Origin of the sequence: Plantibacter sp. T3 (assembly GCF_902506515.1) — a bacterium.
In the GTDB taxonomy this organism is placed as follows: Bacteria; Actinomycetota; Actinomycetes; order Actinomycetales; family Microbacteriaceae; genus Plantibacter; species Plantibacter auratus.
The window spans coordinates 755,790-779,024 of sequence record NZ_LR733286.1 but is presented as its reverse complement, the minus strand read 5'-3'; the positions used below and the strand labels follow the sequence as shown (position 1 = coordinate 779,024).

Sequence of the window (23,235 nt, the reverse complement as noted above, 5' to 3'; positions counted from 1 at the left end):
GGCGCTCGATTCCCGAGCGCCCGCCCGTCGGTTCAGCTGAGGGTGGTCGACCGCCAGGTGCCCTGATCGTTCACCCACAGTCGTCCGTTCCCCACGAGGATGTCGCCGGAGCGACCGCCGTACGGACGCGCGAGCCCCATGTGCCGCGTGGAGAGGTAGCTCGTGTTCGGCTGCGCGTTCGCGTGCGCCGTGTTGTTCGACTCCCAACGGTTGCCCTGCACCACCGAATGCCCGGTCGTGCCGAAGGTGTCGAGGCCGTACTCGCACTCGCGCGCGGTGTTGCCGATGATCGTCGCGCCACCGGTGCAGTTGCTCACGGCGACCGCGACGCGGATGCGGTCGATGCGGTTCCCCATGACCACGATCGAGCCGGCACCCTGGTGGAGCACCCCGAACCCGTTGGAGGTCGCCGCCCCGGTGATGGAGTTGTCGGAGACCACCGCATCCTCGGCGAGGTACGACACGACACCGCCCACCGAGCCGGATGCGAGCGTGACGGCGACGCGGTTGCCCGAGACGACGGGTTGCCTGGTCCGATCGAGCGCGATCCCGATCGGGCAGGTACCGCCGGCGATGCGGACCACGTTGTCGGTGATGAGCGCGTCGACGGCGCCGATGATGGTGGTCGAACCGCGGGGCGGTGTCGCCGCCTGGGCCATGATGCCCGCGGCCGCGACGCCGCGGATCTCGATGACGTTCCCGGAGACCACGGTTCCCTGCGCGTCGCGGTAGATCATGACCGGGCAGCGCTTCGGCCCCCAGGCCGACCCCTGGTCGTCGTCGGCCGTCCGCGTCCAGCGCACCGTGTTCGCGACCAGGGCGACCGATCGGGTGTCGATGGCGGCGAGTCCCCACCAGGTCGCGTCGGACACGGTGTTGCCGGTCACGACGGTGTGGGCCATGCCCTCCACAGCGATGGATCGGCGGAACGGGCCGGTGACGACGTTGCCCTCGATCGTGACCATCGAGTCGGCCCAGGACCCGGGATCGACCGCGTAGTCGGGCAGGTTCTCGGCATGGATGCCGACCCGTGCGTCGGTGCCGGGGGCAGCCGAGACGATGTTGCCGATGACCGCCGAACGCGCACCCCAGACGGTGATGCCGTCGCCGCGGTCCTCCCCCGCGGACGAGGCGGAGCCTCGCCCTCCGCCCGAGCCGACGACGTTCAGGACATGGCACGCGGAGATGACGACGCCCTCGAACTCGCCCGACGGTTGCACGGCGATGCCGTTCTGGAACCCGTCGACGGTGACGCCGTCGATCAGGACGTCGCTCGCCCAGATGCTGATCCCGGTGTTGCGCTCACCCGTGCTCGATGCCGGCGGGCCCGCGTAGCTGACCCGGACACCGGTCACCGAGCTGCCCGACACGATGAGTTTCAGCGCCGGGGCCGCCTCGACACCTCCGACGAACCGCAGCTCGCCGCGCCCGCGGAGATGGACTCGACGGTCGATCCTGATCGTCGCGTCCACAGCGATGACGTCGCCGCCGCGGAGGATCACGGTGCTGCCGACCGGAACGGCCGCGAACCAGGCGAGGACCGCGGCGGTGCTGACGGAGGCACCGGTCGGATCGATCCCGGGACCCTCGAGCACGAGTTCGACGGGCGGGGCGGCCTGGGTGTCCGCGCTCCCGCTCGGTGCCGATGGTGCGGGGTCGGGGTCGGGTGGTGACGACGGGGCCTCGGGTTCGGGATCGGGATCGAGGGCCGTCGGTTCAGGTTCCGGGATCGGTTCGGGTTCCGCTCCGGTCCCCCGCCCCCGGGCTGTTCCGTCGCGCCATGATGTCTTGTCCACAATCCACACAGTACAGAAGCATGAGGCGCAGAAGCATCCTAGAGTTGGAGTCCGGCGTGATCACCGCCGTCCGATCATTCAGGAGCACCATGCCGTCACCGGAGAACCGCGCGACCGGGCCGGGCCGCCGACCGGCACCCCGCGTCGACCACACCGCCTTCGCCGGTGCCCGCGCCATCGCCGCCTGGTGGGTGGTCTTCTCACACTCCGCGGACTGGCTGTTCTCCGTGCTGCCCGAGCTCTCGTGGCTCGCGCCGATGGCCCACACCGGACTCGCCGTGGACGTCTTCTTCGTCCTGAGCGGGTACACGATCGCCCGGGCCTACCTGGATCGGCGTTGGACCTGGCCCGCCTACGGTCGCTACCTCCGGAACCGCGTGGCGCGGATATACCCGGCTCACGTGGCCGTGCTCCTCGCCTTCGTGCTGCTCTGCGCCGGCGGGGCGATGACCGGCATCGCAGCGGACGACGGGGCCTTCCCACCCGTGGGTCTCCTCGCCGAACTCACCCTCACCCGCGCGTGGTTCGGCGACGCACTGTGGTGGAACCCGCCCGCATGGTCACTGTCGGCCCAGTTCCTCGCGTTCATCCTGTTCCCGGCGATCGCCCTCGCCTTCCGCGGCCGGGTGCGCGACCCGGTCCCGGCGGTCACCCTGTCGATCGTGCTCGTCAGCGCGACGACGATCGCCGCCGCCCTCGCCCCGTCGGCCATGAACGGCATGGCGACCCCGGCCGTCCGTGTGCTGTGCTGTTTCGCGCTCGGCATCTGTCTGGCGGAGTGGACGGCGGCCCTCCCGGCCACCCGACGAGCGGCATGGGTCGCTGCGGGAGGCGCCGCCGGCCTCGTGGTGGCGGCGATCACGCTCGAACCGGGAGCACCACGCGCCTGGGCCGCGATCACCTTCGCGGGGATCATCGTCGGAGGACTGGCGGTCGCGAGTCCGCGCTCCACCGCGGGGCTGCGCAGCCACCCCGCGCGCTTCCTGGGGCAGCTCTCGTTCTCCACGTACCTCGTGCACGTCTTCGTGCTCATCCTGCTGGCGAAGGCGATCACGCCGAGCGCCGTCGACGGCATGCCGCTTCTCCTCCGTGCTCCGATCATCCTGACCTGGTTCGGCTCGATCCTCGCCGCATCGTGGCTGCTCCACACGCTCGTGGAGGTGCCGTGGCATCGGAGACTCGCAGCACCGCGCACGAGCCGGGCCGTCCACGCCGACGGATCGGCGACTGGCTCTTAGGCGTTCGTGCCCGACAGCGGACCCCGCGCCGACCGAACGCCCTGCGCGATGCGCTCGGGGAGCCGCAACGCGGCGCTGACGAAGGCGAGCACCGTCACGGCGAGCGACACCCAGAGCACGGACCAGGCGGCACCGGTGGGCGGGCCCAGCAGCAGCGACGCCGCCGCGTCCCCGACGCCGCCGGGGATCGCGACCGACACCGCGAACACGAGGGCGAGCCGGGCAGCACCGAGCAGGATGAGCGTCAGGCCCGCCGCGAGCAGGACGCCGATCGCGGCTCCGGCCACGGTCCGGCTCGGGTTGCGGCGCCCCAGCCAGAGCAGGATCACCCCGAGTGCGAGGAGCCCGATCGCGAGCCAGGGCGACCAACCCGCCGCCGTCTCGATCACCTGGATTCCACTGAGTACCGGCGCGACCTGCGATGCCGGGACGACGTCGACCACGCGGTCGACGTCCGGGATGACGGCCGCGAAGCCGAACCCCGCGTCGACCAGCCACGTGCGGGTCGCGGAGACGATCGGACCCAACTGCACGCCCAGGCCCTGCTCGGCCGAGACGTCGATGACCGCTCCCTGGGAACCGGAGACGCCCGCGACGAGCTGCTCATGCGTGACGCGGAGGGCTTCGGTCCAGGCGGTCGCGAACGCGGGCGAGGCCGCGAACTCGGCGACGTTCCGACGCAGGACCTCGCGCAGCGCATCCGCGGTGTCGCCACCGATCGCGCCGAGCACCTCCGAGATCGCCGGCGGGAGCGAGAGGGTCGCCGCGAGGTCGGCCGGTACTGCAGCCGCCGCATCGAGGTCGACCTGACTCTCCAGCGCGGCGAGCGCCTGGTCCCCCACGAAGGCTTGGACGGCGGGGTCCGTGGCCAGCGGGGCGAGGGTGTCGACGAACGCGTCGGTGTCGCGGAGCATCGTGTCCGCCCAGGTGCTGACGAGCGCGACCGGGATCAACAGGGCGCCGATCACGATCGCGACCGTGCCGAAGAAGCCCCATGCGCCCGCTCCACGTCGGACCGGCTGCTCGACGGCCTCCGCCCGGAGCGCGTCGAAGGTGACGAAGTCGTTGCGGGCGTCGGACGACGGGTGATCGGTCACGCGCCCGAGTCTACGAGTCGGCGCCGTCCGGGCGTCTGGATCCGCGAGACCGCGCGATCGCTTCGACCGCCGCCACCGTGGACACGGTCACCCGTTCCGGCAACACCTCGAGCGGGAACCACCGGAGGCCGCCATGCTTCTCCGGCTCTCGGAGTTCAGGCTCGCCAACGGTGTCCTCCGCGAGGTACACCGGCGAGATCCAGTGCTGCTGCAGCGCCTCCTCGAAATGGTCGACGACGCACAACAGCTCGATCGAGCCGAGCTCGAGCCCGGTCTCCTCCAGTGCCTCGCGACGGACGGCGTCTTCGAGGCGTTCCATCCAATCGACCTTCCCGCCGGGGATGCCCCAGGATCCGGCCTCGGGCTCGCGGAGGCGCTCGAGCAGGAGGATCCGACCCTCGCGGACGATCGCGACGCCGCACCCGGAGCGCGGGTGCGACACGGGCTCTTCAGCGGGCGGAAGCGCGGTTGACGACACGTGCTCACGCTACTCGACGCCGCACCGACTCGACCGTGAACGATCACGGTACGCTTGCTCCCGGCACCACGACGATTCGATGATGAAAGCGCAGACCATGCCCTACGAAGCAGCCGAAACCCGTTACGACGACATGACCTACCGCCGCGTCGGCCGCAGCGGACTGCGCCTCCCCGCGCTGTCCCTCGGGCTCTGGCACAACTTCGGCGAAGGCCGCAGCATCGAGGTCCAGCGGGCCATCGTGCGCCGCGCCTTCGACCTCGGGATCACCCACTTCGACCTCGCCAACAACTACGGCCCACCCGCGGGTTCCGCCGAGACCGCCTTCGGCCGCATCTTCGCCGAGGACCTCGCCGCCCACCGTGACGAGATCATCATCACCTCGAAGGCCGGCTACTCCATGTGGCAGGGGCCCTACGGCGAGTGGGGCTCGCGCAAGACCATGCTGTCCTCGCTCGACCAGAGCCTCGCCCGTATCGGCGTCGAGTACGTCGACGTCTTCTACTCGCACCGCCCCGACCCGGAGACCCCGATCGAGGAGACGATGGGTGCGCTCGCGACGGCGGTCAAGCAGGGCAAGGCGCTGTACGCCGGTATCTCGAACTACTCCCCCGAGCAGACGATCGCCGCGGCGGCCGCGCTTCGTGAGCACGGCGTCCCGCTGCTCGTGCACCAGCCCCGCTACTCGATGTTCTCCCGCGAGGTCGAGGACGGTCTGCTCGACACCCTCGACGACCTCGGTCTCGGTGCCGTCGTGTTCAGCCCGCTCGCGCAGGGCATGCTGACCGACCGCTACCTCGGTGGGACGGTTCCGTCGGACTCGCGTGCGGCGACGAGCCACTTCCTCAACGAGGAATCGATCACGGACACCTACCTCCAGCGCGCCCGCGGTCTGCAGACGATCGCCGAGGAACGCGGTCAGACGCTCGCGCAGCTGGCGCTTTCGTGGGTGCTGCGTCGCGACACGGTCACGTCGGCGATCATCGGTGCCAGCTCGGTCGAGCAGCTCGAGGGCAACTACGCGGCGATCCACCGCCTGGACTTCGACGACGCCGAACTCGCCCGCATCGACGAGTTCGCCGTCCACGGCACCCTCCGCTGACGCCGAATCCCCTCCCCAGACCCCTTCACCTTGTCCCTAACTCAGGAGAGCTCCGGCGCGTCGCCCCCGCACCCACCCGACCCGCCGGAGTTCTCCTGAGACAGGTTCACAACTCAGGAGGATGTCGGCGCGTCGCGCAGAACGCCCCGGCGTGTCGGGATGACACGCCGGGGCGTTCCTGGGTCGCGAGCCGAGCAGACGAAGCCCTACTCCGGCGGATGTTTGCGGCGTCTGGTTGCGATATTGCTCCCCAGCCAGAGCAGCCCGTAGCCGAGCGAGGTCCCGAGCAACACCGGAACCATGTCACTTGGGACGTCTGACCAAGTACGAGCACCAAGCAGCGCTTGCACCAGCAATCCGACGAAGGTGCCAAGAACCGTCAGCCCCCAAAGCAGGCCGAGGAACCAGCCGAACTGTCGCATGTTCTTCCAGTCAATCCTGGTCGAACGCAGTTTCCTGGAATGAGACATCACAGCCGCCTAGCAGGGTCGATCCCAGTCGATGCCCAAGTTTGCGCCGATGACTGCCATCGTGCACGCGACTCCGCCCGGACCAGCTGTTGCGATACCGAGCATCGCGCAGACCCCTGCCATCCCGATGTTGAAGATCAGGTTGCCCCAGAACGATGAGGCGCACGCTGCGCGTGCGAGATTCGGGGTGTGCTCGATCGGGGTGACGATGAGGTGTCCGTCCTCGAGGACGAACTTGGCTGGCACTGTCTCCGTTCCCTGCTCCAGGGTCGGGTTCGCTGAACTCAGCAAGACCCCACCATCCTGGTCTTGGAGTACGAGGAGGCGCGCATCGGCGCTCAGGACGATGCGATCCGTAGGCTCCATCGAAACCTTGGCGCTCATCCCGCTGACGGAGGAGGTGTTCTTCTCGTCGGGGATGATCGAGCGGACAGCATCATCGGTGCCACGAATCGCAAACCCCCCATCGGACGTCGCCTCGGAGATCAGTGGCACGGCACTCGCGTCGCTCGGAGTGAGCACAGCGGACCCACCGGAAAGCAGAGCAGCTATCGCCAACGTGGCCAGGTAGGCGCGGACTTTCATTCGATGCTTCCTCTCGTCAATGAGCACAGACGACACCCGCGGCGCCGCCTTATCCAAGACCGAACAACCTCGGCGGATTCACACAATATATTTCAGTCGTTTACCCGAGTAAATACTTCAATGTGAAGACCCGCATGTGTCGCCGTTCTTGCGCTTGGCCAACGTTCGGCTTCGCCGGCGCGTCGCGCAGAACGCCCCGGCGTGTCGGGATGACACGCCGGGGCGTTCCTGAGTTGCGAACCGCGCGGAGTCGGGTCAGATGAGGTCGTCCGAGAGGTGGTTCGGCGTCCCGAAGCGGTGCGCCGTGATCGAGACCGCCTGCTCCTGGAGGAACGGCAGCAGCTCGATGCGGCCGGCCTCGGTGACGTCGCCGGCGTAGATCGCGACGTCGGGGCTGCCGGAGGTCGCGTGGGCGACACCCTCGGTCGTCCCACCGATGATCCGGACGCGAGCCCCGGTCTTCGTCCCGACGAGCGACGACGCCGTCACGTACCAGCGGTCCTCGCTCTCGACGGTGATCGTCCCGGTGATCGCCTCGACGGCCGGCACGAGCTTCGGCGGCAGCGCGACGGCGGACGACACGTGCACGGTCGCGCCCGCGGTCGCACCGGCGGCGACGACACGGAGGAGCTCCGCGACCGAACCGCCGTCCACGAGACGCACGTGGACCTCACGCGGCACGTACCGGAACACGTTGCGCTCGGCGGTCAGCTTCGACACGTCCTTCGCGACCCCGAACTCGTCCGCCCACGCTGCCGCGTCGCTTGCGACCGACCGGCGCAGGAACGCGAACTCGTCGGCGGTGAGCACCGCGTCGGCGGCACGCAGCAATGAGGCGACAGCGGGCTTCGGGCCACGGCGCTCCGCCGACCGACCGACGGTGCGCTCAGCCGTGCTCTCGGCACTCGACCACGAGCCGAGGCCGATGAGGTAGTTCGGGCCACCGGCCTTCGTCCCCGCGCCGACCGCGGACTTCTTCCAACCGCCGAACGGCTGACGCTGCACGATCGCGCCGGTGATGCCGCGGTTCACGTACAGGTTGCCGGCCTGGATGCCGTCGAGCCAGAGGCGCAGCTCGGCCGGGTTCAGGGAGTGCAGCCCGGCGGTGAGTCCGTAGTCGATCTCGTTCTGGATGGCGATGGCCTCCTCGAGGGTCTCGGCCGTCATGATCCCGAGGATCGGACCGAAGTACTCGGTGAGGTGGTACTCGGAGCCGCGGGCGACGCCGGCACGCACGCCGGGGCTCCACAGCTTGCCGCTGTCGTCGAGCTGCTTCGGCTCGACCAGCCACGACTCACCGGAGCCGAGCGTCGTCAGGCCGCCGAGCAGCTTGCCCTTCGCCGGCTCGATGATCGGACCCATCTGCGTGGTCGGGTCGACCGGGTAGCCGACCTTGAGCGACGTGACGGCGTCGACGAGCTGGTGACGGAAGCGGCGCGAGGACGCGACCGACCCGACGAGGATCACGAGCGACGCGGCCGAGCACTTCTGACCGGCGTGACCGAAGGCCGACGCGACGACGTCCTTCACCGCGAGGTCGAGGTCGGCGCTCGGGGTGACGATGATCGCGTTCTTGCCGGACGTCTCTGCGAGGAGCGGCAGCTCGGGGCGGAAGGAGCGGAACAGCTCCGCCGTCTCGTAGCCACCCGTGAGGATGACGCGCTCCACCGCCGGGTGGGCGATCAGGCGCTCTCCGAGCGAGTTGTCGGCCAGCTGCGCGAAGCGGAGCACCTCGCGCGGCACACCGGCCTCCCACAGCGCCTCGATCATGACCGCGCCGCTGCGGCGAGCCTGACGGGCGGGCTTGATGATGACGGGCGACCCGGCGGCGAGCGCCGCGAGGGTCGAACCGGCGGGGATGGCGACGGGGAAGTTCCACGGCGGCGTGACGACGGTGAGCTTCGCGGGGGTGAAGGTCGCGCCGTCCACGTGGTCGAGCTCGCGGGCGCGCTCGGCGTAGTAGTGGGCGAAGTCGATCGCCTCGGACACCTCGGGGTCGGACTGGTCGAGGGTCTTGCCGGTCTCCGACGCCATGACCTCCATGAGGTCGGCACGACGCTGCTCGAGGACGTCGCCGGCGCGGTGCAGGATGACCGCACGCTCGGCGCCGGAGAGCGAGCCCCACGAGGCGCCCGCTGCGGTCGCTCCGTCGATGACGGCGTCGAGGGCCTCGACGCTGTCGAGGATGGACGCGGCGACGGTGTCGTTCCCGAGCCGCGACTCGGTGACGCGGGTGAGGATGTCGCGTCCCCAGACCCGGTTCGCGGGGAGCGAGGGGTCGGTGTCGGGGGTGTTCTCGAACGCGTCGACCGGGGACGCCTCGGCAGGCTTCGTTCGGTCCTGCTGCCGGTTCGGCGCGGGGACGGTGGTGTCCAGCTCCGCGAGCGACGCGAGGAACCGCTGCTCCTCACGGGCGAAGAGGGTCTCGTTCTCGCTCAACTCGAACACGGCGGACATGAAGTTGTCCTGGCTCGCGCCCTCCTCCAGGCGGCGGATGAGGTACGCGATGGCGACGTCGAACTCCTGCGGGTGCACGACCGGCGTGTAGAGCAGGAGCTCGCCGACGTCGCGCTTCACGGCCTCGGCCTGGCCCTGAGCCATGCCGAGCAACATCTCGAACTCGACGCCACGCTCGACACCACGCTGCTTGGCGAGCAGCCAGGCGAAGGCGATGTCGAAGAGGTTGTGGCCCGCGACGCCGATGCGCACGTTGTCGATGCGGTCGGGGTGCAGGGCGTATTCGACGACGCGCTTGTAGTTGGTGTCGGAGTCCTGCTTGGTGGACCAGGTGGCGAGCGGCCAGTCGTGGAGCGACGACTCGACCTGCTCCATGGGGAGGTTCGCACCCTTGACGATGCGCACCTTGATGCCGGCACCACCGGCGGCACGGCGACCGGACGACCACTCCTGCAGGCGGATCATCGCGGACAGGGCGTCGGGCAGGTAGGCCTGCAGGACGATGCCGGCCTCAAGATCGCGGAACTGCGGGAGGTCGAGGAGCTTGGTGAAGACCGCGATGGTGAGGTCGAGATCCTTGTACTCCTCCATGTCGAGGTTGATGAACTTCGCAGGTGTGGCTTTGGCGGCACGCTCGAACAGCGGGGTGAGGCTCGTGACGACGTGCTCGACGGCTTCGTCGAACGCCCAGACCGAGTGGGGGCTCACAGTGGAGGAGACCTTGATGGAGACGTAGTCGACGTCGGGGCGCGCGAGCAGCTTGTGGGTGCCCTCGAGACGACGTGCCGCCTCACCCGTACCGAGGACGGCCTCGCCGAGCAGGTTGACGTTGAGTCGGGTGCCGGGCGTCTTGATCTTCGCGATCGCGGGGCCGAGCTTCTTGTCGGTGGCGTCGACGACGAGGTGGCCGACCATGTTGCGGAGCACCTTACGGGAGATCGGGATGACGACGCCGGGCAGGATCGGGGCGAACGCACCGCCGCAGCGGACGGCGGCCTTCAAGTACCAGGGGAGGAACGCGGGCACCTTCGGGGCGATCGTCTGCAGGGTGCGGGCCGCGACGCGGAGGTCCTCCGGACGCACGACGCCGTCGACGAAGCCGACCGTGAACTCGAGGCCGGTCGGATCCTTCAACACACCGGCGAGCTGCTGCGCGGAGGCGTCGGCGGGGATCGTCGAGGCCGTCTGGAGCCAGCGGCGGACGAGGGCGATGGCCTCGGTGGCGAGGGCGTCGCGGTCGAGCTGCTGCGTCGATGCAAGAGTGTCGGTCATGGTGCCAGTATCGGCGTCGAGACCAATAAGATACAGCGAAGGTTTTCGAGCGATATTCATCGGTTGAGCCGATGGTTTTGGAGGGCATCGTGCTGGACGTCCGACGGCTCCGCCTCCTGCGCGAACTCAAGATCCGCGGGACGATCGCCGAGGTCGCTTCCGCCCTCAACTTCAGCCCCTCCTCGGTGTCGCAGCAGCTCTCCGTCCTCGAGCAGGAGACCGGCGTCGAGCTCCTGCGGAAGGTCGGTCGACGGGTGCAGCTCACCCCGCAGGCCGAGATCCTCGTGGGGCACACGGACGCACTCCTCGACACGCTCGAGCGCGCCGAGGCCGACCTCGGGGCGTCCCTCACGACCGTGTCGGGCACCATCCGCGTCGCGGTGTTCCAGTCGGCGGCACTCGCACTCATGCCGGCGGCCCTGAGCGCCATGCGCCGCGACCACCCGGACGTCCGCGTCGAGATGGTGCAACACGAACCGGAGACGGCACTGGCCGAGACCTGGGCGCGCGACTTCGACGTCGTCGTCGCGGAGCAGTACCCCGCCCACGCCGCCCCGCGGCACCCCGGACTCGACCGCCGTCAGCTCGCCACCGATCCGATCCGACTCGCGTGCCCGCCGGTCGCGAACGAGATCCACCCCGTGCTGCGCATCGAGGATGCGGCCGACCTCCCCTGGGTCATGGAGCCGCACGGAGCGGCGTCACGCCACTTCGCCGAGCAGTTGTGCCGCCGCGCGGGGTTCGAGCCCGACGTCCGCTACCAGACCGCCGACCTCCAGGCGCAGATCCGGTTGATCGAGTCCGGCAACGCGGTCGCCCTCATCCCCGACCTCCAGTGGGCGGGCGAGCCGGCCAGCTGTCGCCTCGTCGACCTGCCCGACCTCCCGCGACGCACCATCTTCACCTCCGCGCGCGAGGCCGGCGTCACCCGCCCGGCGATCGTCGCCTTCCGCGCCGCCCTCGAAGCCGCGGCGGCCTGACCCATCCCCGGTCCCTGAGCCTGTCGAAGGGCGGTCCCTGAGGAACACCCGCCGGTCCCTGAGTAACACCGGCCGGTCCCTTCGACAGGCTCAGGGACCGAATGCAAGGGGGGTGCGCCTCCCAGCCGCCGATGCTTGGGTTGAACTCCCGCATTCCTCCGAAGGAGCACCCGCATGACCGACACCACCACACGCCCCGCAACCGCCGCCGGCACCTTTGCCCTCGGCGGCGACCTCACCGTCAACCGACTCGGCTACGGCACCATGCAGCTGACCGGCGAGGGCGTCTGGGGCGAGCCCGACGACCGCGACGGCGCCATCCGCCTGATCAAGCGCGCAGCCGAACTCGGCGTGAACTTCTTCGACAGCGCCGACGCGTACGGTCCGGACGTCACCGACACCCTCCTCCGCGAGGCGCTGCACCCCTACGACGACATCGTGATCGCGACGAAGGTCGGCCAGACGCGACAGGGTCCCGGCGAGTGGACGCCCACCGGCGTGCCCGCCTACCTCCGCCAGCAGGTCGAACTCGGCCTCCGCCGTCTCGCCGTCGACCGCATCGACCTCCTGCAGTTGCACCGGATCGACCCGACCGTGCCGTTCGAGGACCAGATCGGCGAACTGCGCAAGCTGCAGGACGAGGGCAAGATCCGACACATCGGCCTCAGCCAGGTCAGCGTCGCCGAGGTCGAGGCGGCCCAGCAGATCGCTCCGATCGCGTCGGTGCAGAACCTCTACAACCTCACCGACCGCTCCTCGGAGGACCTCCTCGACTGGTCGACCGAGCACGGCGTCGCCTTCATCCCGTGGTTCCCGCTGGCGACCGGCGCCCTCAGCAAGGAGGACGGCCCGCTCACGCAGCTCGCCGAGCGACACGACGCGACCCCGTCGCAGCTCGCGCTGGCCTGGCTGCTCAAGCGCTCGCCCGTCATGCTCCCGATCCCGGGGACGTCGAGCATCGAGCACCTCGAGGACAACCTGCAGGGTGCGATGATCGAGCTCACCGACGACGAGTTCGAGGAGCTGTCCGCCGTCTCGGAGTAGCCCGGACGCGCGGTCACTGACGCTTCCTTCCGGTCACTGAGCTTGTCGAAGTGCGCCCTTCGACAGGCTCAGGGACCGCACCGCCGGTCACGGAGCGGCCACCCGGTCACTGAGCTTGTCGAAGTGCAGCGCAGCTCAGGGACCGACCACCCGGCTCAGCGGAGCCGCTTCGACAGCTCGTGCGCCTGCTCCAGCAGCAGGCCACCGAGGAACGCCTGGCGCTCAGGCCGGAACCGGGACTCGATCCCGGTGAGACTGAGCGCCCAGGCGGGCTTCCCCGCCGCATCGAAGACCGCCGCGCCCATGCCCCAGCTGCCCTCGAGGATGAGCGCCGGGTTCACCGCGTACCCGCGCTCGCGCGTCTCGCGGATCCGCTCGCGCACGCGGTCGGCGGTGTGGGCCCCACCCCACCGCTCGGTGAGGTCGGCGCGGCCCAGGTAGTCGTCGATCTCCTCGTCGCTCGAGAACGCGAGGATCGCCAGTCCCGCCGACGCGACCCCCAGGGGGAAGCGGACACCCTCGGTCAGGACGAACGACCGCACCGGGAAACTCCCCTCCTCGCGCAGCAGACACACGGTCTCGAACCCGCGACGCACCGAGAGGAAGGCGCTCTCGCCGCTCTCGTGCGCGAGGATCCGCACGCTCTCCCGGGCGAGCTCGGCGACGTCGTACCGCTCCGCCGCGAGCGATCCGAGGAGGAACAGCTCCGGGCCGAGGTGCCACCGGGCGGCGCGGACGTCGTGGTCGAGGAAGCCTTCGGCGGCGAGCGAGGCGAGCAGGCGGTGCGCCGTCGGCCGGGTGAGCCCGGCGGCCGCAGCCACCGCCGAAGACGACGCACCACCGGGGTGCTCCGACACGATCTTGAGGATCCGGCTCACGCGTGAGACGACCTGGGCGCCACGCATCCCCTCAGCCACGTCGTACCCCCAGTTTGTCCACATGGTGAGCCTACGCCGCAGCCGGGACCACGTCATGAGCGAATCCGGGATCGGGCCCCATGCCACCTTTGACACCGCAGGACGGCTGTGACTGACTACAGGAGAGACGAGCGGCCAGTGCCACCATGTGGTCAGGTCGGCCCGCCATCCATAAGGGAGTGATATGACGAAACACTGGTCGAGCGCCGCCGAAGCGTTGCACGAGGTCGTCCGGGACGGAGCGACCATCGCGGTCGGCGGGTTCGGCCTGAGCGGCAACCCGACCGACCTCATCGAGGCCCTCCGGGACACCGGTGCCACCGACCTCACGATCGTCTCCAACAACATGGGCGTCGACGGCAAAGGCCTTGGCATCCTCCTCGAGAACCGCCAGGTGCGGAAGGTCGTCGCGTCGTACGTGGGCGAGAACAAGCTCTTCGCCAAGCAGTTCCTCGACGGTGAGCTCGAGGTCGAGTTCACCCCGCAGGGCACGCTCGCCGAGCGGCTTCGCGCGGGCGGTGCCGGTATCGCCGGGTTCTACACGAAGACCGGCGTCGGCACCCCGGTCGCCGAGGGCAAGCCGACGGAGGTGTTCGACGGGGAGACCTACGTCCTCGAGCGCGGCATCGTCGCCGACGTGGCCCTCGTGCACGCGTTCCGCGCCGACCACGAGGGCAACCTCGTCTTCCGGCACACCGCACGGAACTTCAACCCGATCGTCGCGACTGCCGGCCGACTGACGATCGCCGAGGCCGAGGAGGTCCTCGAGGACGGCTACCTCGATCCGAACACCGTCGTCACCCCCGGCATCTTCGTCCAGCGCCTCGTCACGGCGACGCCGCGGGTGAAGGACATCGAACAGCGCACCGTCCGCCCGGCGGCCGCCACCACGACACCGGCAGGAGCCTGATCATCATGTGGACGAGAGACGACATGGCCGCGATCGCGGCGACCGAACTCCGCGACGGCGAGTACGTGAACCTCGGCATCGGCATCCCCACGCTCGTCGCGAACCACGTCCCACCCGGGGTGCACGTGACCCTCCAGAGCGAGAACGGCCTCCTCGGCATGGGTCCGTTCCCGATCGAGGGCGAGGAGGACGCCGACCTCATCAACGCCGGGAAGCAGACGGTCACGCTCCTCGAGGGCGGGAGCTACTTCGACTCGGCGATGTCGTTCGGCATGATCCGCGGCGGCCACGTGCAGCTGGCCATCCTCGGCGCACTCCAGGTCTCGGGTGCGGGCGACCTCGCGAACTGGACGATCCCGGGCAAGCTCGTCAAGGGGATGGGCGGCGCGATGGACCTCGTCGCCGGGACCCCGCGGGTGGTGGTCGTCACCGAGCACGTCGCGAAGGACGGCAGCCCGAAGATCGTCGAGCGGTGCGATCTCCCGCTCACCGGCGTCGGTGTCGTCGACCGGATCATCAGCGACCGCGCCGTCTTCGATATCGTCGAGGGGGCGCTTGTCCTGCGCGCGTTCGCGCCCGACACGAGCGTCGGCGAGCTGCGCACCCTGACGGGCGCGGAGTTCTCCGTCGAACTCGACCCCACCACCACCGGCGAGGTGCCGACCGCACCCGCCACGCCTCAGGAGGCACACGCATGAGCACCGTCATCGTCGGGTACGCCCGCACCCCGTTCGTGAAGTTCAACGGGGCGTTCGCGTCCGTGCCGGCCACGGAGCTCGGCGCCCACGCCATCCGCGCGGCCCTGTCCCGGGCAGGAGTCGACGCCGCCGACGTGCAGCAGGTCATCGCCGGCCAGGTGCTGCAGGGCGCCGCCGGACAGAACCCCGCCCGGCAGTCCGCCGTCGGGGCCGACATCCCCTTCACCGTCCCCGCCATCACCGTCAACGCCGTGTGCCTCTCCGGCATGGAGGCGATCGTCACCGGCACGCGTCTCATCGACGCCGGCGAGGTCGACGTCGTCGTCGCGCTCGGCCAGGAGTCGATGAGCCTCGCCCCGCACGCCTGGTCGGGCTCGCGCGCCGGCAAGCGCTACGGCGCCATCGAGCTGGTCGACACCCTCGATCACGACGGGCTGACCGATGCATTCGAGCACCGGTCGATGGGGTCGTCCACCGAGGAGCGCAACGGCTCACTCGGCATCGCACGCCCGGAGCAGGACGCCTGGGCGGCCGGCTCGCACCAGCGGCTCGCGGCAGCGGCGGACGTCCAGGCCGAGGAGATCGAACCCTTCTCCGTGCCGGGGCGCAAGGGTCCGACGGTCGTGAGCGCCGATGACGGACTCCGCGCCGACACCACCGCCGAGTCGCTGGCCGGGCTGCGTCCCGCGTTCGGCGGCGAGGGGACGATCACCGCGGGCAACTCCTCCCAGATCACCGACGGAGCGGCCGCGGTCGTGCTCATGAGCGAGGAGGCGGCTGCAGCCCGGGGACTCACCCCGATCGCCCGGGTCGTCGCGCACGCGCTCGTCGCCGGACCCGATGTGAGCCTGCACGCCCAGCCGTCGAACGCGATCGTCGCCGCCCTCGCGAAGACCTCCCACACGACGGGCGACCTCGCAGCGGTCGAGATCAACGAGGCGTTCGCCGCCGTGTCGGTCCACTCGACCGACGAACTGGGGGTCGATCCTGCGATCGTCAACGCGAACGGCGGCGCGATCGCCCTCGGTCACCCGATCGGCGCCTCCGGCACCCGGATCGTCGGGCACCTCGCCCGGCGCCTCGCCGCCGCCGGCTCAGGTTCGATCGGTGCAGCCGGCATCTGCGGTGGCGGCGGCCAGGGCTCCGCGATCATCCTCGAGGCCGTCTGATCCGTGAGGTGAGGCATCTGGTCGCTCCCGGGGCATCCCCGCGACAGACTGCCTCACCTCAGACGGGCTCGCCGGTGACGGTGTAGCGGAGGTGGACGACGCCGGCCTCGAAGCGACGCTCGTCGACGAGTTCTAGGCGCCGCCGGAGGTTGGCCGGCAGTGCACGCAAGCCGCCGCCGACGATCACCGGCGAGAGGAACAACTGCACCTCGTCGACGAGCCCCGCGGCGATCGCCTCGGCTGCGAGGTGTGGGCCGCCGACGCTGAGGTCGCGGTCCGATTCCGCCTTCCACCGGCGCACGGCCTCCGGATCGAACGATCGCTCGAGCGTCGTCCGGGCCGTCGAGACCGCGTCGAGCGACGTCGAGTACACGACCTTGTCGGCAGCGAGCCACAGAGCCGCGAAGTCCGCGATCTCGCGGGGCTCGTCCGGCAGCTCGTCCGCCGTCTCCCAGAACGTCATGATCTCGTACATCCGCCGGCCGAACAGGTAGGTGCCGATCGGCCGGGAGAGCTCGTTCACGAAGGCGTGCACCTCGGCGTCCGGGGCGCTCCAGTCGAAGCGGCCCTCCTCATCGGCGAGGTAGCCGTCGAGCGAGCTGATCGCCGAGTAGATGAGCCTGCCCATGTGTCCTCCGTCGCCAGTGCCGGTACGCGAGAGGCTAGGCCGCAGAGGCGACCGCCCACAAGGGGTGGCTCCGGCACCGACGGTCAGGCGGGCGGGATGACGAGCGTCGCGAAGGAGTCTGCCGGCAGGGTCGGCGTGATGACGTCGTCGCCCACCACGATCTGCACGGGGAGCGGTTCGCCGAGGTCGTTCTGCATCACGAGCACGACGCCGCCGTCCGGGTTGCGGAAGGCGAGCAGGTTCTCGTGCCCGGTCCAGCTCATCGTCGCGAGCCGCTGTGCCCCCGGCTGCAGGAAGTGCCCCAGGTGCCGCATGAGGAAGTACTCGTGCGTGTAACGGAAGGTCCGGGTCTCGGGATCCACCACGACGAGCGAGTTCTGCGCCCAGCCCCAGCGGCTGACCCCGCCCTCGGTGAGCGCGAGGTTCCAGTACGTGTAGGCCTGCGCGCCGTTCGTGAAGAAGTGGCGCATGAGTCCCCAGGTGTGCCGCACGAAACGCCAGTCGTTCCGTCCGTCGCCGCACTCCTGCTCGGTCTGGTAGAGCGCGAGGTCGGGGTGGGCGTGATGCACGGCGGCGATCGCTCCCTTGCCGGCCCACTGGAATCCGACTCCGGCGACCCACGGGCCGGCCGCCGGATCCCGGAGCACGGTCTCGATCTGCGCGTCGTGCGGCCGCTCCTGCGTGCCGAGGAAGACCCGGACTCCCAGACGGTCCATCTCCGGGCCGAGGACGGCGATGAACCGCGCGAGCCCCTCGGCGGTCCACACGCAGCTCGGGAACACCTGCGCCGAGTTGAACTCGTTCTGCGGCATGATCATCTCGACCCGGATGCCCTCCTCGCCGTAGGCCTCGACGAAGCGGGCGAAGTACCGGGCGTAGGTCTCGAGGTAGCGGTCTTCGAGGATGAAGAGATCGGTCCCCTCGGCACCGAGTTGATCGTCGCGGATGCCGTTGTCGACGCCGGACCCCGGCCAGGGGCGCGCGGCCGCGTAGTGCCCGTTCGTCTTCATCCAGGTGGGCGGGCTCCACGGCGACGCCCAGAGGCGCAGGTCGCCCTGGTATCGCTGCGCCGCCTGGATGAAGGGGACGAGCGTCGCGCGATCGTGGTCGATGCTGAAGTGCTCGAGGTCGAAGTCGCCGTCGACCTCGTCGTAGGAGTACCAGTCGGTGGAGAAGTCGTTGGCGCCGACGGGCATGCGGCAGAGCGAGAGGTTCAGTCCAGCGCCCGGCGTGAAGAGGTCGGCAAGGATGCCCTCGCGGTGCTCCTCAGAGAGGAGCCCGAGCGCCGTCCAGCCGAGTTCGTTGAAGCACCCGCCGATGCCGTCGACGGTCTGCCGGGGGTTCATCACGTCGACCATGACGTTCGGCATCCCCGCGAGTCGTCCGAACCCGAACGGCTCCTGCTCCTGCCAGGGTGCGTCCTGGGTGGTCACGACCCAGGTGACCGACCGCGCTGAAGGCGTGGTGCCTCCGCTGGTGGCGGGGCCGCTGGTGGCGGGACTGCTGCTCGTCATCGAGTGCCTTTCGACGGGGGTCCTCCGTGGACCGCGACCGGTGCTCCCACCAGTATGTTGCAGAACCCGCGAAAACCGAAGAGCAGTCGTCATTCACCATCGGACGCGGCGCACAGCAGGGCTCACCCGAGCGGCGCACACGGGACACCCCGCTGGTATGCCGTTCGCGGGCGGTCGTACACTCGATGGATGGCCGATTCCACGACGGTCCGGGAACCACAGCCCGGAGCAGACCTCCCCGACGCCCGCGGGCGCACCGGCCTGCACCGGACCGGCCTCGACCTCACCGGCAACCCGCGCGTCCAGGTGACCGACGTGGAACTGGTCGCCGCCGCCTGGCACGTCCTCCGCCGGACGACCCTACAGGTCCAGGACCGCTCAGGCGCATGGTCGACGCAGCAGCGCGAGACCTACGACCGCGGCAACGGCGCGACCATCCTGCTCTACCACGGTGACTCCCGGAAGGTCCTGCTCACCAGGCAGTTCCGCTACCCGGCGTACGTCAACGGACACCCGACCGGCGAGCTCATCGAGACCGCCGCCGGCCTGCTCGACGACGACGATCCTGAGACGGCGGTCGCCCGTGAGGCCCGCGAGGAGACCGGGTTCGCGGTCGAGGCCATCCAGCATGTGTTCGACGCCTTCATGAGCCCCGGCTCCGTGACCGAGCGCCTGCACTTCTACGCGGCCGAGTACGACCCCGCTGCGCGTCGCGGCGACTGGGGCGGGCTCGCCGAGGAGGGCGAGGAGATCGAACTCCTCGAACTCGACATCGACGACGCGATCGCGCGCATCGGCGACGACATCATCGACGCGAAGACCATCATGTTGCTGCAGTGGGCGAGGCTCTCCGGCCCGTTCGCGACGGCACCGACGCCCGTGCCGCCTGCACCACCCGCACGCTAGTACCGCCGAGACTCGCGGACCCCGAGCTCGCCTGAACACCGTGCCACCCGTCTCCGGGTGGCCGATCGGCGAACCCGAACACCGGTCGGCCCCCGGTCCTCTGCCCGTCAGACGGAGCGGATGATGTCCGTGAGCACCGCGCAGCCGAAGTCGAGCGCGTCGAGTGGCACACGTTCGTCGACGCCGTGGAACATCCCGGGGAAGTCGAAGTCCGCCGGCAACCTGAGCGGGATGAACCCGTACCCCGTGATGCCGAGCCGGCTGAGCGCCTTCGCGTCGGTGCCGCCGGGGATGAGGTGCGGGAGCACGGTCGCACCGGGATCGTGCCGCTCGATGACCGCTTCGATCACCGAGACGAGCTCACCGTCGTTCGGCGACTCCATCGCGATGAGTTCCAGCTGGACCTCGACGTCGACCCCCTCGCCCGCCGCCTCGCGGATGCGCGCGATGACCTCGTCCCGCTGGCCGGGCAGGAACCGGGCGTCGACCGTCGCGGTCGCGGACTCGGGGATCACGTTCTCCTTGTACCCGCCGGAGATCATGGTGACGTTCGCCACGTTCTGCAGGCCGGCGCGCAGCCGCGACGCACTCGGGCCGACGAGCGCGGCGAGTTCGAACGGCGACAGCTCGGAGGACGCTCCGGTCAGTTCGCGCAGCCGCTGGAACAGGTGCGTCGTGGTCTCGGTGAACGACACCGGCCAGTCGAGCGCGCCGATCCGGCCGACCGCGGCGGCGAGCTTGACGATCGCCGAATCCTGACTCGCGAGCGAGGCGTGACCGGCGGCACCGTGGGCGGTCAGTCGCAACCAGAGCACGCCCTTCTCGCCGGTGTTGAGCAGGTAGGCGCGGGTGTCGGCTCGTTCGCCGAGGGTGACGCTGTACCCGCCGCCCTCGCTGATCGCGTCGCGGACGCCGGCGAACTGCTCCGGGTGGTGCTCAACCATCCACTGCGAGCCGAGGACGCACCCGGCCTCCTCATCGGCGAAGAACGCCAGGACGACGTCTCGCTCGGGCTGCTCCCCCGCCGTCACCATGCGCCGGACCGACGCGACGATCATCGCCACCATGTTCTTCATGTCGACGGCACCGCGGCCCCACAGCATGCCGTCGGCGATCTCGCCGCCGAACGGGTCGACCGTCCATGCGGCCGCGTCGACCGGGACGACGTCGAGGTGCCCGTGCAGCAGCAGACCGGGCAGGGTGCGGTCGCGACCTGGCCACCGCGCGACGAGGTTCGTCCTGCCGGGCTCGGCCTCGAAGCGCTCGCACACGATCCCGACCTCGCCGAGCAGGCGTTCGACGAGGTCGGCCGCGCGGGACTCGCCGACGGCACGCCCGCCGCCGTAGTTCGAGGTGTCGATCCGGATGAGGTCGCGCGTGATGGAGACGACCTCCGAGACACCGACCGGGTCGCTCACGCGCTCGCCCACGCTCATTCGGCGGTCCGTGGGACCACGGTGAACCGGCGGTTGGCGAGCGAGGGCACCCGCGCACGGACCGCGTCGAGTCGCGCCGGATCGAGCTCGGCGAACACCACCCCTGGTGCTTCGCCGGCGGCGGCGATGACGACGCCGGCGGGGTCGACGATGATCGAGTTGCCGGTGGCGAGCGGGCAGGTCTGGTTGGCGCTCACGACGTAGGCGGTGTTCTCGATCGCCCGGGCGCGCACGAGGGTCGTCCAGGCGTCCTCCTTGCCGGGGCCGACGATCCACATCGCGGGCAGCAGGATGACGTTGGCGCCGGCGTCGATGAGACGCCGAGCGCTCTCCGGGAAGCGGAGGTCGTAGCAGGTGAAGGCACCGATGCGGAGGTCGCCGAACTCGAGGACGAACGGTTCGGTGAGCTCGCCGGCCGAGATGCCGTCGCTCTCCGCGTACCCGAAGGCGTCGTAGAGGTGCACCTTCCGGTACGTCGCGGTGATGTCCCCCTCGGCGTCGATCGCCACGAGCGTGTTGTAGGGCAACCCGCCGGGGTTCTCCTCGATGGTGCCGACGACCGTCGGGAGGGAGCGCGCAGCGGCTGCGGCGGCGACGCCCGTGATGAAAGGGCCGTCGAGTGGCTGAGCGATCGCGGCGAGCGCGCTCGGCGGTTCTGAGGTGGCGTAGCTGCTCATCTCGGGCAGCACGAGCAGCTCGGCACCTCCCGCCGCGGCCTCACCGAGCAGGGCGACCACGCTGGCGAGGTTCTCGTCGATGTCCGTTCCGGCGGAGAACTGCCCGGATGCGATGCGCATGTGAAACCTCGTTCCGTGGGAAGGGCCGCGACCGTCAGCGCGCGGCCGTCCAGCCACCCTATGCCGAGAGTGGGGGCGTACGCCGCCGGAGCCGGAGCCGGCCCTGGCTCACGAGGATGCCGAGCACGACGATCACGCCGCCGACCGGCTCGTTCCAGTGCAGGATCTCACCGAGCACGAGGATGCCGAGGACGACACCGACGAGGGGCGTGAGGTACGTGACGGTGGACGCCGCCGTCGGGCCCCAGGAGTCGACGATCGTCGTCATCCAGATGTAGGCGACGCCGGTACCGAGCGCTCCCAGGGCGAGCATGCTGAGGACGACCGGGGCGTCGAGCGACACCGGCTGCATCGCGATGAACGGCGAGAGCACGAGCATGATGACGGCGGCGAGCGAGATCTCCACGGCCGAGATGACCACCGCGTCGTAGCTGTGGGTGCCGAGGACGAACTTCCGGAGGTAGACGAAGGCAATGCCGTAGCAGAGGGTCGCTCCGAGGCAGGCGAGCTGAGCCGGGATGGACTCGAGGATCGCCGGGTCGGCCAGGACGCGCCAGGGGCCGACGACGATCGCGACGCCGAGGGCACCGACGAAGATGCCGAACACCTGCAGGCCGTTCAGCCGTTCCTTCGGGAGGAACACGGCGCCGACGGCGAGCGTCATGATCGGCGTGGTCGCGTTGAGGATGCTCGACAGGCCGGACGGCAGGAACTGTCCCGCCCAGGAGAAGAGGAGGAACGGGGCGACGCAGAGGAAGACGGAGACGACGGCGAGGTGCGCCCAGAGCCGACGCTCTCGCGGCCAGCGGCGTCGGGTGACGAGCATGATGATGCAGAGCGTCAGGGCACCGAGCACCACGCGGGACAGGGCGACCTGCGCCGGAGCGAGCCCGGTCAGGCCGGTCTTCATGAAGAGGAAGCTGGCGCCCCAGATGAGCGCAGCGCCGAGATAGGCGCCCAGCACCCTGCGGGACCCTGGTGCGACGAGCGCGGTGACACGGGTGTTCGGTGCTGCGGTGCTCATCGTGCTCCCTCGAGTCGGACGACTCAGCTTGGCATCACCCACCGACGCGCGCGTGCACCGTTCCGCGACCCGGACGTCCTTGTCTCAGGACTCCTCTGGCACGCCGCCCTGCTCCCCGGGCGACGCGCCGGAGTTCTCCTGAGAACGGTCCGGTCGGTCAGACGGTGGTGGCGACGGGCTCCAGCCGGTGGATCGCCTCCACGAGCGGTGCGAGTTCCGGGAGCGACTCCGCGGTGGTGAGCGACTCCTCGAGGGCGCGATCGTGCACCGGTCGGGCCTCCTCGAGCAGCGCCTTCCCGGCCGCCGTGAGCTCGGTGTAGACCCCTCGGCGATCGTCGGCGCACAAGACGCGGGTGAGGAGCGCGCGGTCCTCGAGGCGGTTGACGAGCCGGGTGGTGGCGCTCGGCGACAGGGCCGTCGCACGGGCGAGCTGCTGCATGCGCATGTGCCAGCCGTCCTGGCGCCCCAGGGCGTCGAGCACGGTGTACTCGACCACGGAGAGCCGGGCCTCGGCCTGCAGCGCGCGTTCCAGATCGGACTCGATCGATCCGTACAGGGCGGCGAGCGTCCGCCACCCCTGCGCGCGGATCTCAACAGCGTCGTCGGCGATGCCCATCGGGACTCCTCGGTTCGAACATCGATCAATTGATTGCAGGCGCACATAATTGCTTGCGCTATTACCTAGCGCGTGCAACGATATCTATCGCGCGTCTGCAA

At 70.0% G+C, this 23,235-nt stretch carries 21 protein-coding genes; 8 read left to right on the top strand and 13 right to left on the bottom strand.

Going from position 1 to position 23,235, the window contains the following annotated elements:
* Positions 1-32: 32 nt before the first annotated feature.
* Entirely contained in the window at positions 33-1,796 is a 1,764-nt protein-coding gene (locus tag GV015_RS03815) for a NosD domain-containing protein (protein WP_159876688.1), read from the bottom strand.
* A gap of 89 nt (positions 1,797-1,885) precedes the next feature.
* On the opposite strand from GV015_RS03815, the gene GV015_RS03810 reads away from it, so the two are divergent.
* Positions 1,886-3,034 (top strand): acyltransferase, encoded by a 1,149-nt coding sequence (locus GV015_RS03810; protein ID WP_159876686.1) that lies wholly within the window; start codon positions 1,886-1,888, stop codon positions 3,032-3,034.
* Here the strand turns inward: GV015_RS03810 and GV015_RS03805 are convergent.
* Together GV015_RS03805 and GV015_RS03800 are read right to left on the bottom strand one after the other, a co-directional pair.
* A complete protein-coding gene (locus GV015_RS03805) occupies positions 3,031-4,131 on the bottom strand; it encodes a hypothetical protein (protein WP_159876683.1) in 1,101 nt (366 codons plus the stop codon). The two genes, GV015_RS03810 and GV015_RS03805, sit on opposite strands and share 4 nt — an antisense overlap.
* A 10-nt stretch (positions 4,132-4,141) precedes the next feature.
* Positions 4,142-4,609, bottom strand: a complete 468-nt coding sequence (locus GV015_RS03800; protein ID WP_201299344.1) for an NUDIX domain-containing protein — start codon at positions 4,607-4,609, stop codon at positions 4,142-4,144.
* 97 nt (positions 4,610-4,706) lie between these two features.
* On the opposite strand from GV015_RS03800, the gene GV015_RS03795 reads away from it, so the two are divergent.
* Entirely contained in the window at positions 4,707-5,711 is a 1,005-nt protein-coding gene (locus GV015_RS03795; protein WP_159880062.1) for an aldo/keto reductase, read from the top strand.
* A gap of 206 nt (positions 5,712-5,917) precedes the next feature.
* On the opposite strand, the gene GV015_RS03790 is transcribed toward GV015_RS03795, so the two are convergent.
* From GV015_RS03790 to GV015_RS03780, 3 genes are all read right to left on the bottom strand, one after another.
* On the bottom strand, positions 5,918-6,181 hold the full coding sequence (locus tag GV015_RS03790) for a hypothetical protein (protein WP_138945821.1): 264 nt from the start codon (positions 6,179-6,181) through the stop codon (positions 5,918-5,920).
* A 9-nt stretch (positions 6,182-6,190) separates the two neighbouring features.
* On the bottom strand, positions 6,191-6,766 hold the full coding sequence (locus GV015_RS03785) for a hypothetical protein (RefSeq protein ID WP_085511398.1): 576 nt from the start codon (positions 6,764-6,766) through the stop codon (positions 6,191-6,193).
* Positions 6,767-7,021: 255 nt separating this feature from the next.
* Positions 7,022-10,495, bottom strand: a complete 3,474-nt coding sequence (locus GV015_RS03780; protein ID WP_159876680.1) for a bifunctional proline dehydrogenase/L-glutamate gamma-semialdehyde dehydrogenase — start codon at positions 10,493-10,495, stop codon at positions 7,022-7,024.
* An 89-nt stretch (positions 10,496-10,584) separates the two neighbouring features.
* Here GV015_RS03780 and GV015_RS03775 point away from each other — a divergent pair, with 89 nt between their 5' ends.
* Both GV015_RS03775 and GV015_RS03770 read left to right on the top strand, forming a co-directional pair.
* Complete coding sequence (locus GV015_RS03775; RefSeq protein WP_071262156.1) at positions 10,585-11,475, top strand: LysR family transcriptional regulator; 891 nt, start codon at positions 10,585-10,587, stop codon at positions 11,473-11,475.
* A 174-nt stretch (positions 11,476-11,649) separates the two neighbouring features.
* Positions 11,650-12,519, top strand: coding sequence for an aldo/keto reductase (locus GV015_RS03770; protein ID WP_159876677.1), 870 nt, complete (start codon positions 11,650-11,652; stop codon positions 12,517-12,519).
* Between the two features lie 155 nt (positions 12,520-12,674).
* Here GV015_RS03770 and GV015_RS03765 read toward each other — a convergent pair whose 3' ends face one another.
* A complete protein-coding gene (locus GV015_RS03765) occupies positions 12,675-13,460 on the bottom strand; it encodes an IclR family transcriptional regulator (RefSeq protein ID WP_201299343.1) in 786 nt (261 codons plus the stop codon).
* Positions 13,461-13,620: 160 nt separating this feature from the next.
* On the opposite strand from GV015_RS03765, the gene GV015_RS03760 reads away from it, so the two are divergent.
* The 3 genes from GV015_RS03760 to GV015_RS03750 are packed head-to-tail and all read left to right on the top strand — an operon-like array spanning position 13,621 to position 16,213.
* Positions 13,621-14,346, top strand: a complete 726-nt coding sequence (locus tag GV015_RS03760) for a CoA transferase subunit A (protein WP_159876674.1) — start codon at positions 13,621-13,623, stop codon at positions 14,344-14,346.
* Positions 14,347-14,351: 5 nt separating this feature from the next.
* Complete coding sequence (locus GV015_RS03755) at positions 14,352-15,044, top strand: 3-oxoacid CoA-transferase subunit B (RefSeq protein ID WP_371416532.1); 693 nt, start codon at positions 14,352-14,354, stop codon at positions 15,042-15,044.
* Positions 15,041-16,213 (top strand): acetyl-CoA C-acyltransferase, encoded by a 1,173-nt coding sequence (locus tag GV015_RS03750; RefSeq protein WP_079704415.1) that lies wholly within the window; start codon positions 15,041-15,043, stop codon positions 16,211-16,213. Before GV015_RS03755 ends, GV015_RS03750 begins: the two co-directional genes overlap by 4 nt.
* 58 nt (positions 16,214-16,271) lie before the next feature.
* Here the strand turns inward: GV015_RS03750 and GV015_RS03745 are convergent, their stop codons facing one another.
* Both GV015_RS03745 and GV015_RS03740 read right to left on the bottom strand, forming a co-directional pair.
* Complete coding sequence (locus GV015_RS03745; protein ID WP_079704414.1) at positions 16,272-16,841, bottom strand: dihydrofolate reductase family protein; 570 nt, start codon at positions 16,839-16,841, stop codon at positions 16,272-16,274.
* A gap of 83 nt (positions 16,842-16,924) precedes the next feature.
* Positions 16,925-18,355: a glycoside hydrolase family 30 beta sandwich domain-containing protein gene (locus GV015_RS03740; RefSeq protein WP_159876671.1), complete on the bottom strand. Its 1,431-nt coding sequence runs from the start codon at positions 18,353-18,355 to the stop codon at positions 16,925-16,927.
* 189 nt (positions 18,356-18,544) lie between these two features.
* Between GV015_RS03740 and GV015_RS03735 the strand changes: the two genes are divergently transcribed.
* Positions 18,545-19,261, top strand: coding sequence for an NUDIX domain-containing protein (locus tag GV015_RS03735; protein ID WP_159876668.1), 717 nt, complete (start codon positions 18,545-18,547; stop codon positions 19,259-19,261).
* Positions 19,262-19,368: 107 nt separating this feature from the next.
* Here GV015_RS03735 and GV015_RS03730 read toward each other — a convergent pair whose 3' ends face one another.
* The 4 genes from GV015_RS03730 to GV015_RS03715 all read right to left on the bottom strand — a co-directional run bounded on the left by GV015_RS03730 (position 19,369) and on the right by GV015_RS03715 (position 23,134).
* A complete protein-coding gene (locus GV015_RS03730) occupies positions 19,369-20,697 on the bottom strand; it encodes a M20/M25/M40 family metallo-hydrolase (protein ID WP_159876664.1) in 1,329 nt (442 codons plus the stop codon).
* Entirely contained in the window at positions 20,694-21,494 is an 801-nt protein-coding gene (locus GV015_RS03725) for a carbon-nitrogen hydrolase family protein (RefSeq protein WP_159876661.1), read from the bottom strand. The genes GV015_RS03730 and GV015_RS03725 overlap by 4 nt, the downstream gene beginning before the upstream one ends.
* A gap of 58 nt (positions 21,495-21,552) precedes the next feature.
* A complete protein-coding gene (locus tag GV015_RS03720) occupies positions 21,553-22,518 on the bottom strand; it encodes a DMT family transporter (protein WP_159876659.1) in 966 nt (321 codons plus the stop codon).
* 157 nt (positions 22,519-22,675) lie between these two features.
* Positions 22,676-23,134, bottom strand: a complete 459-nt coding sequence (locus tag GV015_RS03715; RefSeq protein ID WP_137242863.1) for a MarR family winged helix-turn-helix transcriptional regulator — start codon at positions 23,132-23,134, stop codon at positions 22,676-22,678.
* Positions 23,135-23,235: the final 101 nt, after the last annotated feature.

What these genes read in the sequence shown, in the direction of transcription:
- GV015_RS03810 (WP_159876686.1), top strand. Translation starts at nt 1,886, where the DNA reads ATGCCGTCACCGGAGAACCGCGCGACCGGGCCGGGCCGCCGACCGGCA.
- GV015_RS03795 (WP_159880062.1), top strand. Translation starts at nt 4,707, where the DNA reads ATGCCCTACGAAGCAGCCGAAACCCGTTACGACGACATGACCTACCGC.
- GV015_RS03790 (WP_138945821.1), bottom strand. Translation starts at nt 6,181, where the DNA reads ATGTCTCATTCCAGGAAACTGCGTTCGACCAGGATTGACTGGAAGAAC.
- GV015_RS03785 (WP_085511398.1), bottom strand. Translation starts at nt 6,766, where the DNA reads ATGAAAGTCCGCGCCTACCTGGCCACGTTGGCGATAGCTGCTCTGCTT.
- GV015_RS03780 (WP_159876680.1), bottom strand. Translation starts at nt 10,495, where the DNA reads ATGACCGACACTCTTGCATCGACGCAGCAGCTCGACCGCGACGCCCTC.
- GV015_RS03770 (WP_159876677.1), top strand. Translation starts at nt 11,650, where the DNA reads ATGACCGACACCACCACACGCCCCGCAACCGCCGCCGGCACCTTTGCC.
- GV015_RS03765 (WP_201299343.1), bottom strand. Translation starts at nt 13,460, where the DNA reads ATGTGGACAAACTGGGGGTACGACGTGGCTGAGGGGATGCGTGGCGCC.
- GV015_RS03760 (WP_159876674.1), top strand. Translation starts at nt 13,621, where the DNA reads ATGACGAAACACTGGTCGAGCGCCGCCGAAGCGTTGCACGAGGTCGTC.
- GV015_RS03755 (WP_371416532.1), top strand. Translation starts at nt 14,352, where the DNA reads ATGTGGACGAGAGACGACATGGCCGCGATCGCGGCGACCGAACTCCGC.
- GV015_RS03750 (WP_079704415.1), top strand. Translation starts at nt 15,041, where the DNA reads ATGAGCACCGTCATCGTCGGGTACGCCCGCACCCCGTTCGTGAAGTTC.
- GV015_RS03745 (WP_079704414.1), bottom strand. Translation starts at nt 16,841, where the DNA reads ATGGGCAGGCTCATCTACTCGGCGATCAGCTCGCTCGACGGCTACCTC.
- GV015_RS03740 (WP_159876671.1), bottom strand. Translation starts at nt 18,355, where the DNA reads ATGACGAGCAGCAGTCCCGCCACCAGCGGCCCCGCCACCAGCGGAGGC.
- GV015_RS03735 (WP_159876668.1), top strand. Translation starts at nt 18,545, where the DNA reads ATGGCCGATTCCACGACGGTCCGGGAACCACAGCCCGGAGCAGACCTC.
- GV015_RS03730 (WP_159876664.1), bottom strand. Translation starts at nt 20,697, where the DNA reads ATGAGCGTGGGCGAGCGCGTGAGCGACCCGGTCGGTGTCTCGGAGGTC.
- GV015_RS03725 (WP_159876661.1), bottom strand. Translation starts at nt 21,494, where the DNA reads ATGCGCATCGCATCCGGGCAGTTCTCCGCCGGAACGGACATCGACGAG.
- GV015_RS03720 (WP_159876659.1), bottom strand. Translation starts at nt 22,518, where the DNA reads ATGAGCACCGCAGCACCGAACACCCGTGTCACCGCGCTCGTCGCACCA.
- GV015_RS03715 (WP_137242863.1), bottom strand. Translation starts at nt 23,134, where the DNA reads ATGGGCATCGCCGACGACGCTGTTGAGATCCGCGCGCAGGGGTGGCGG.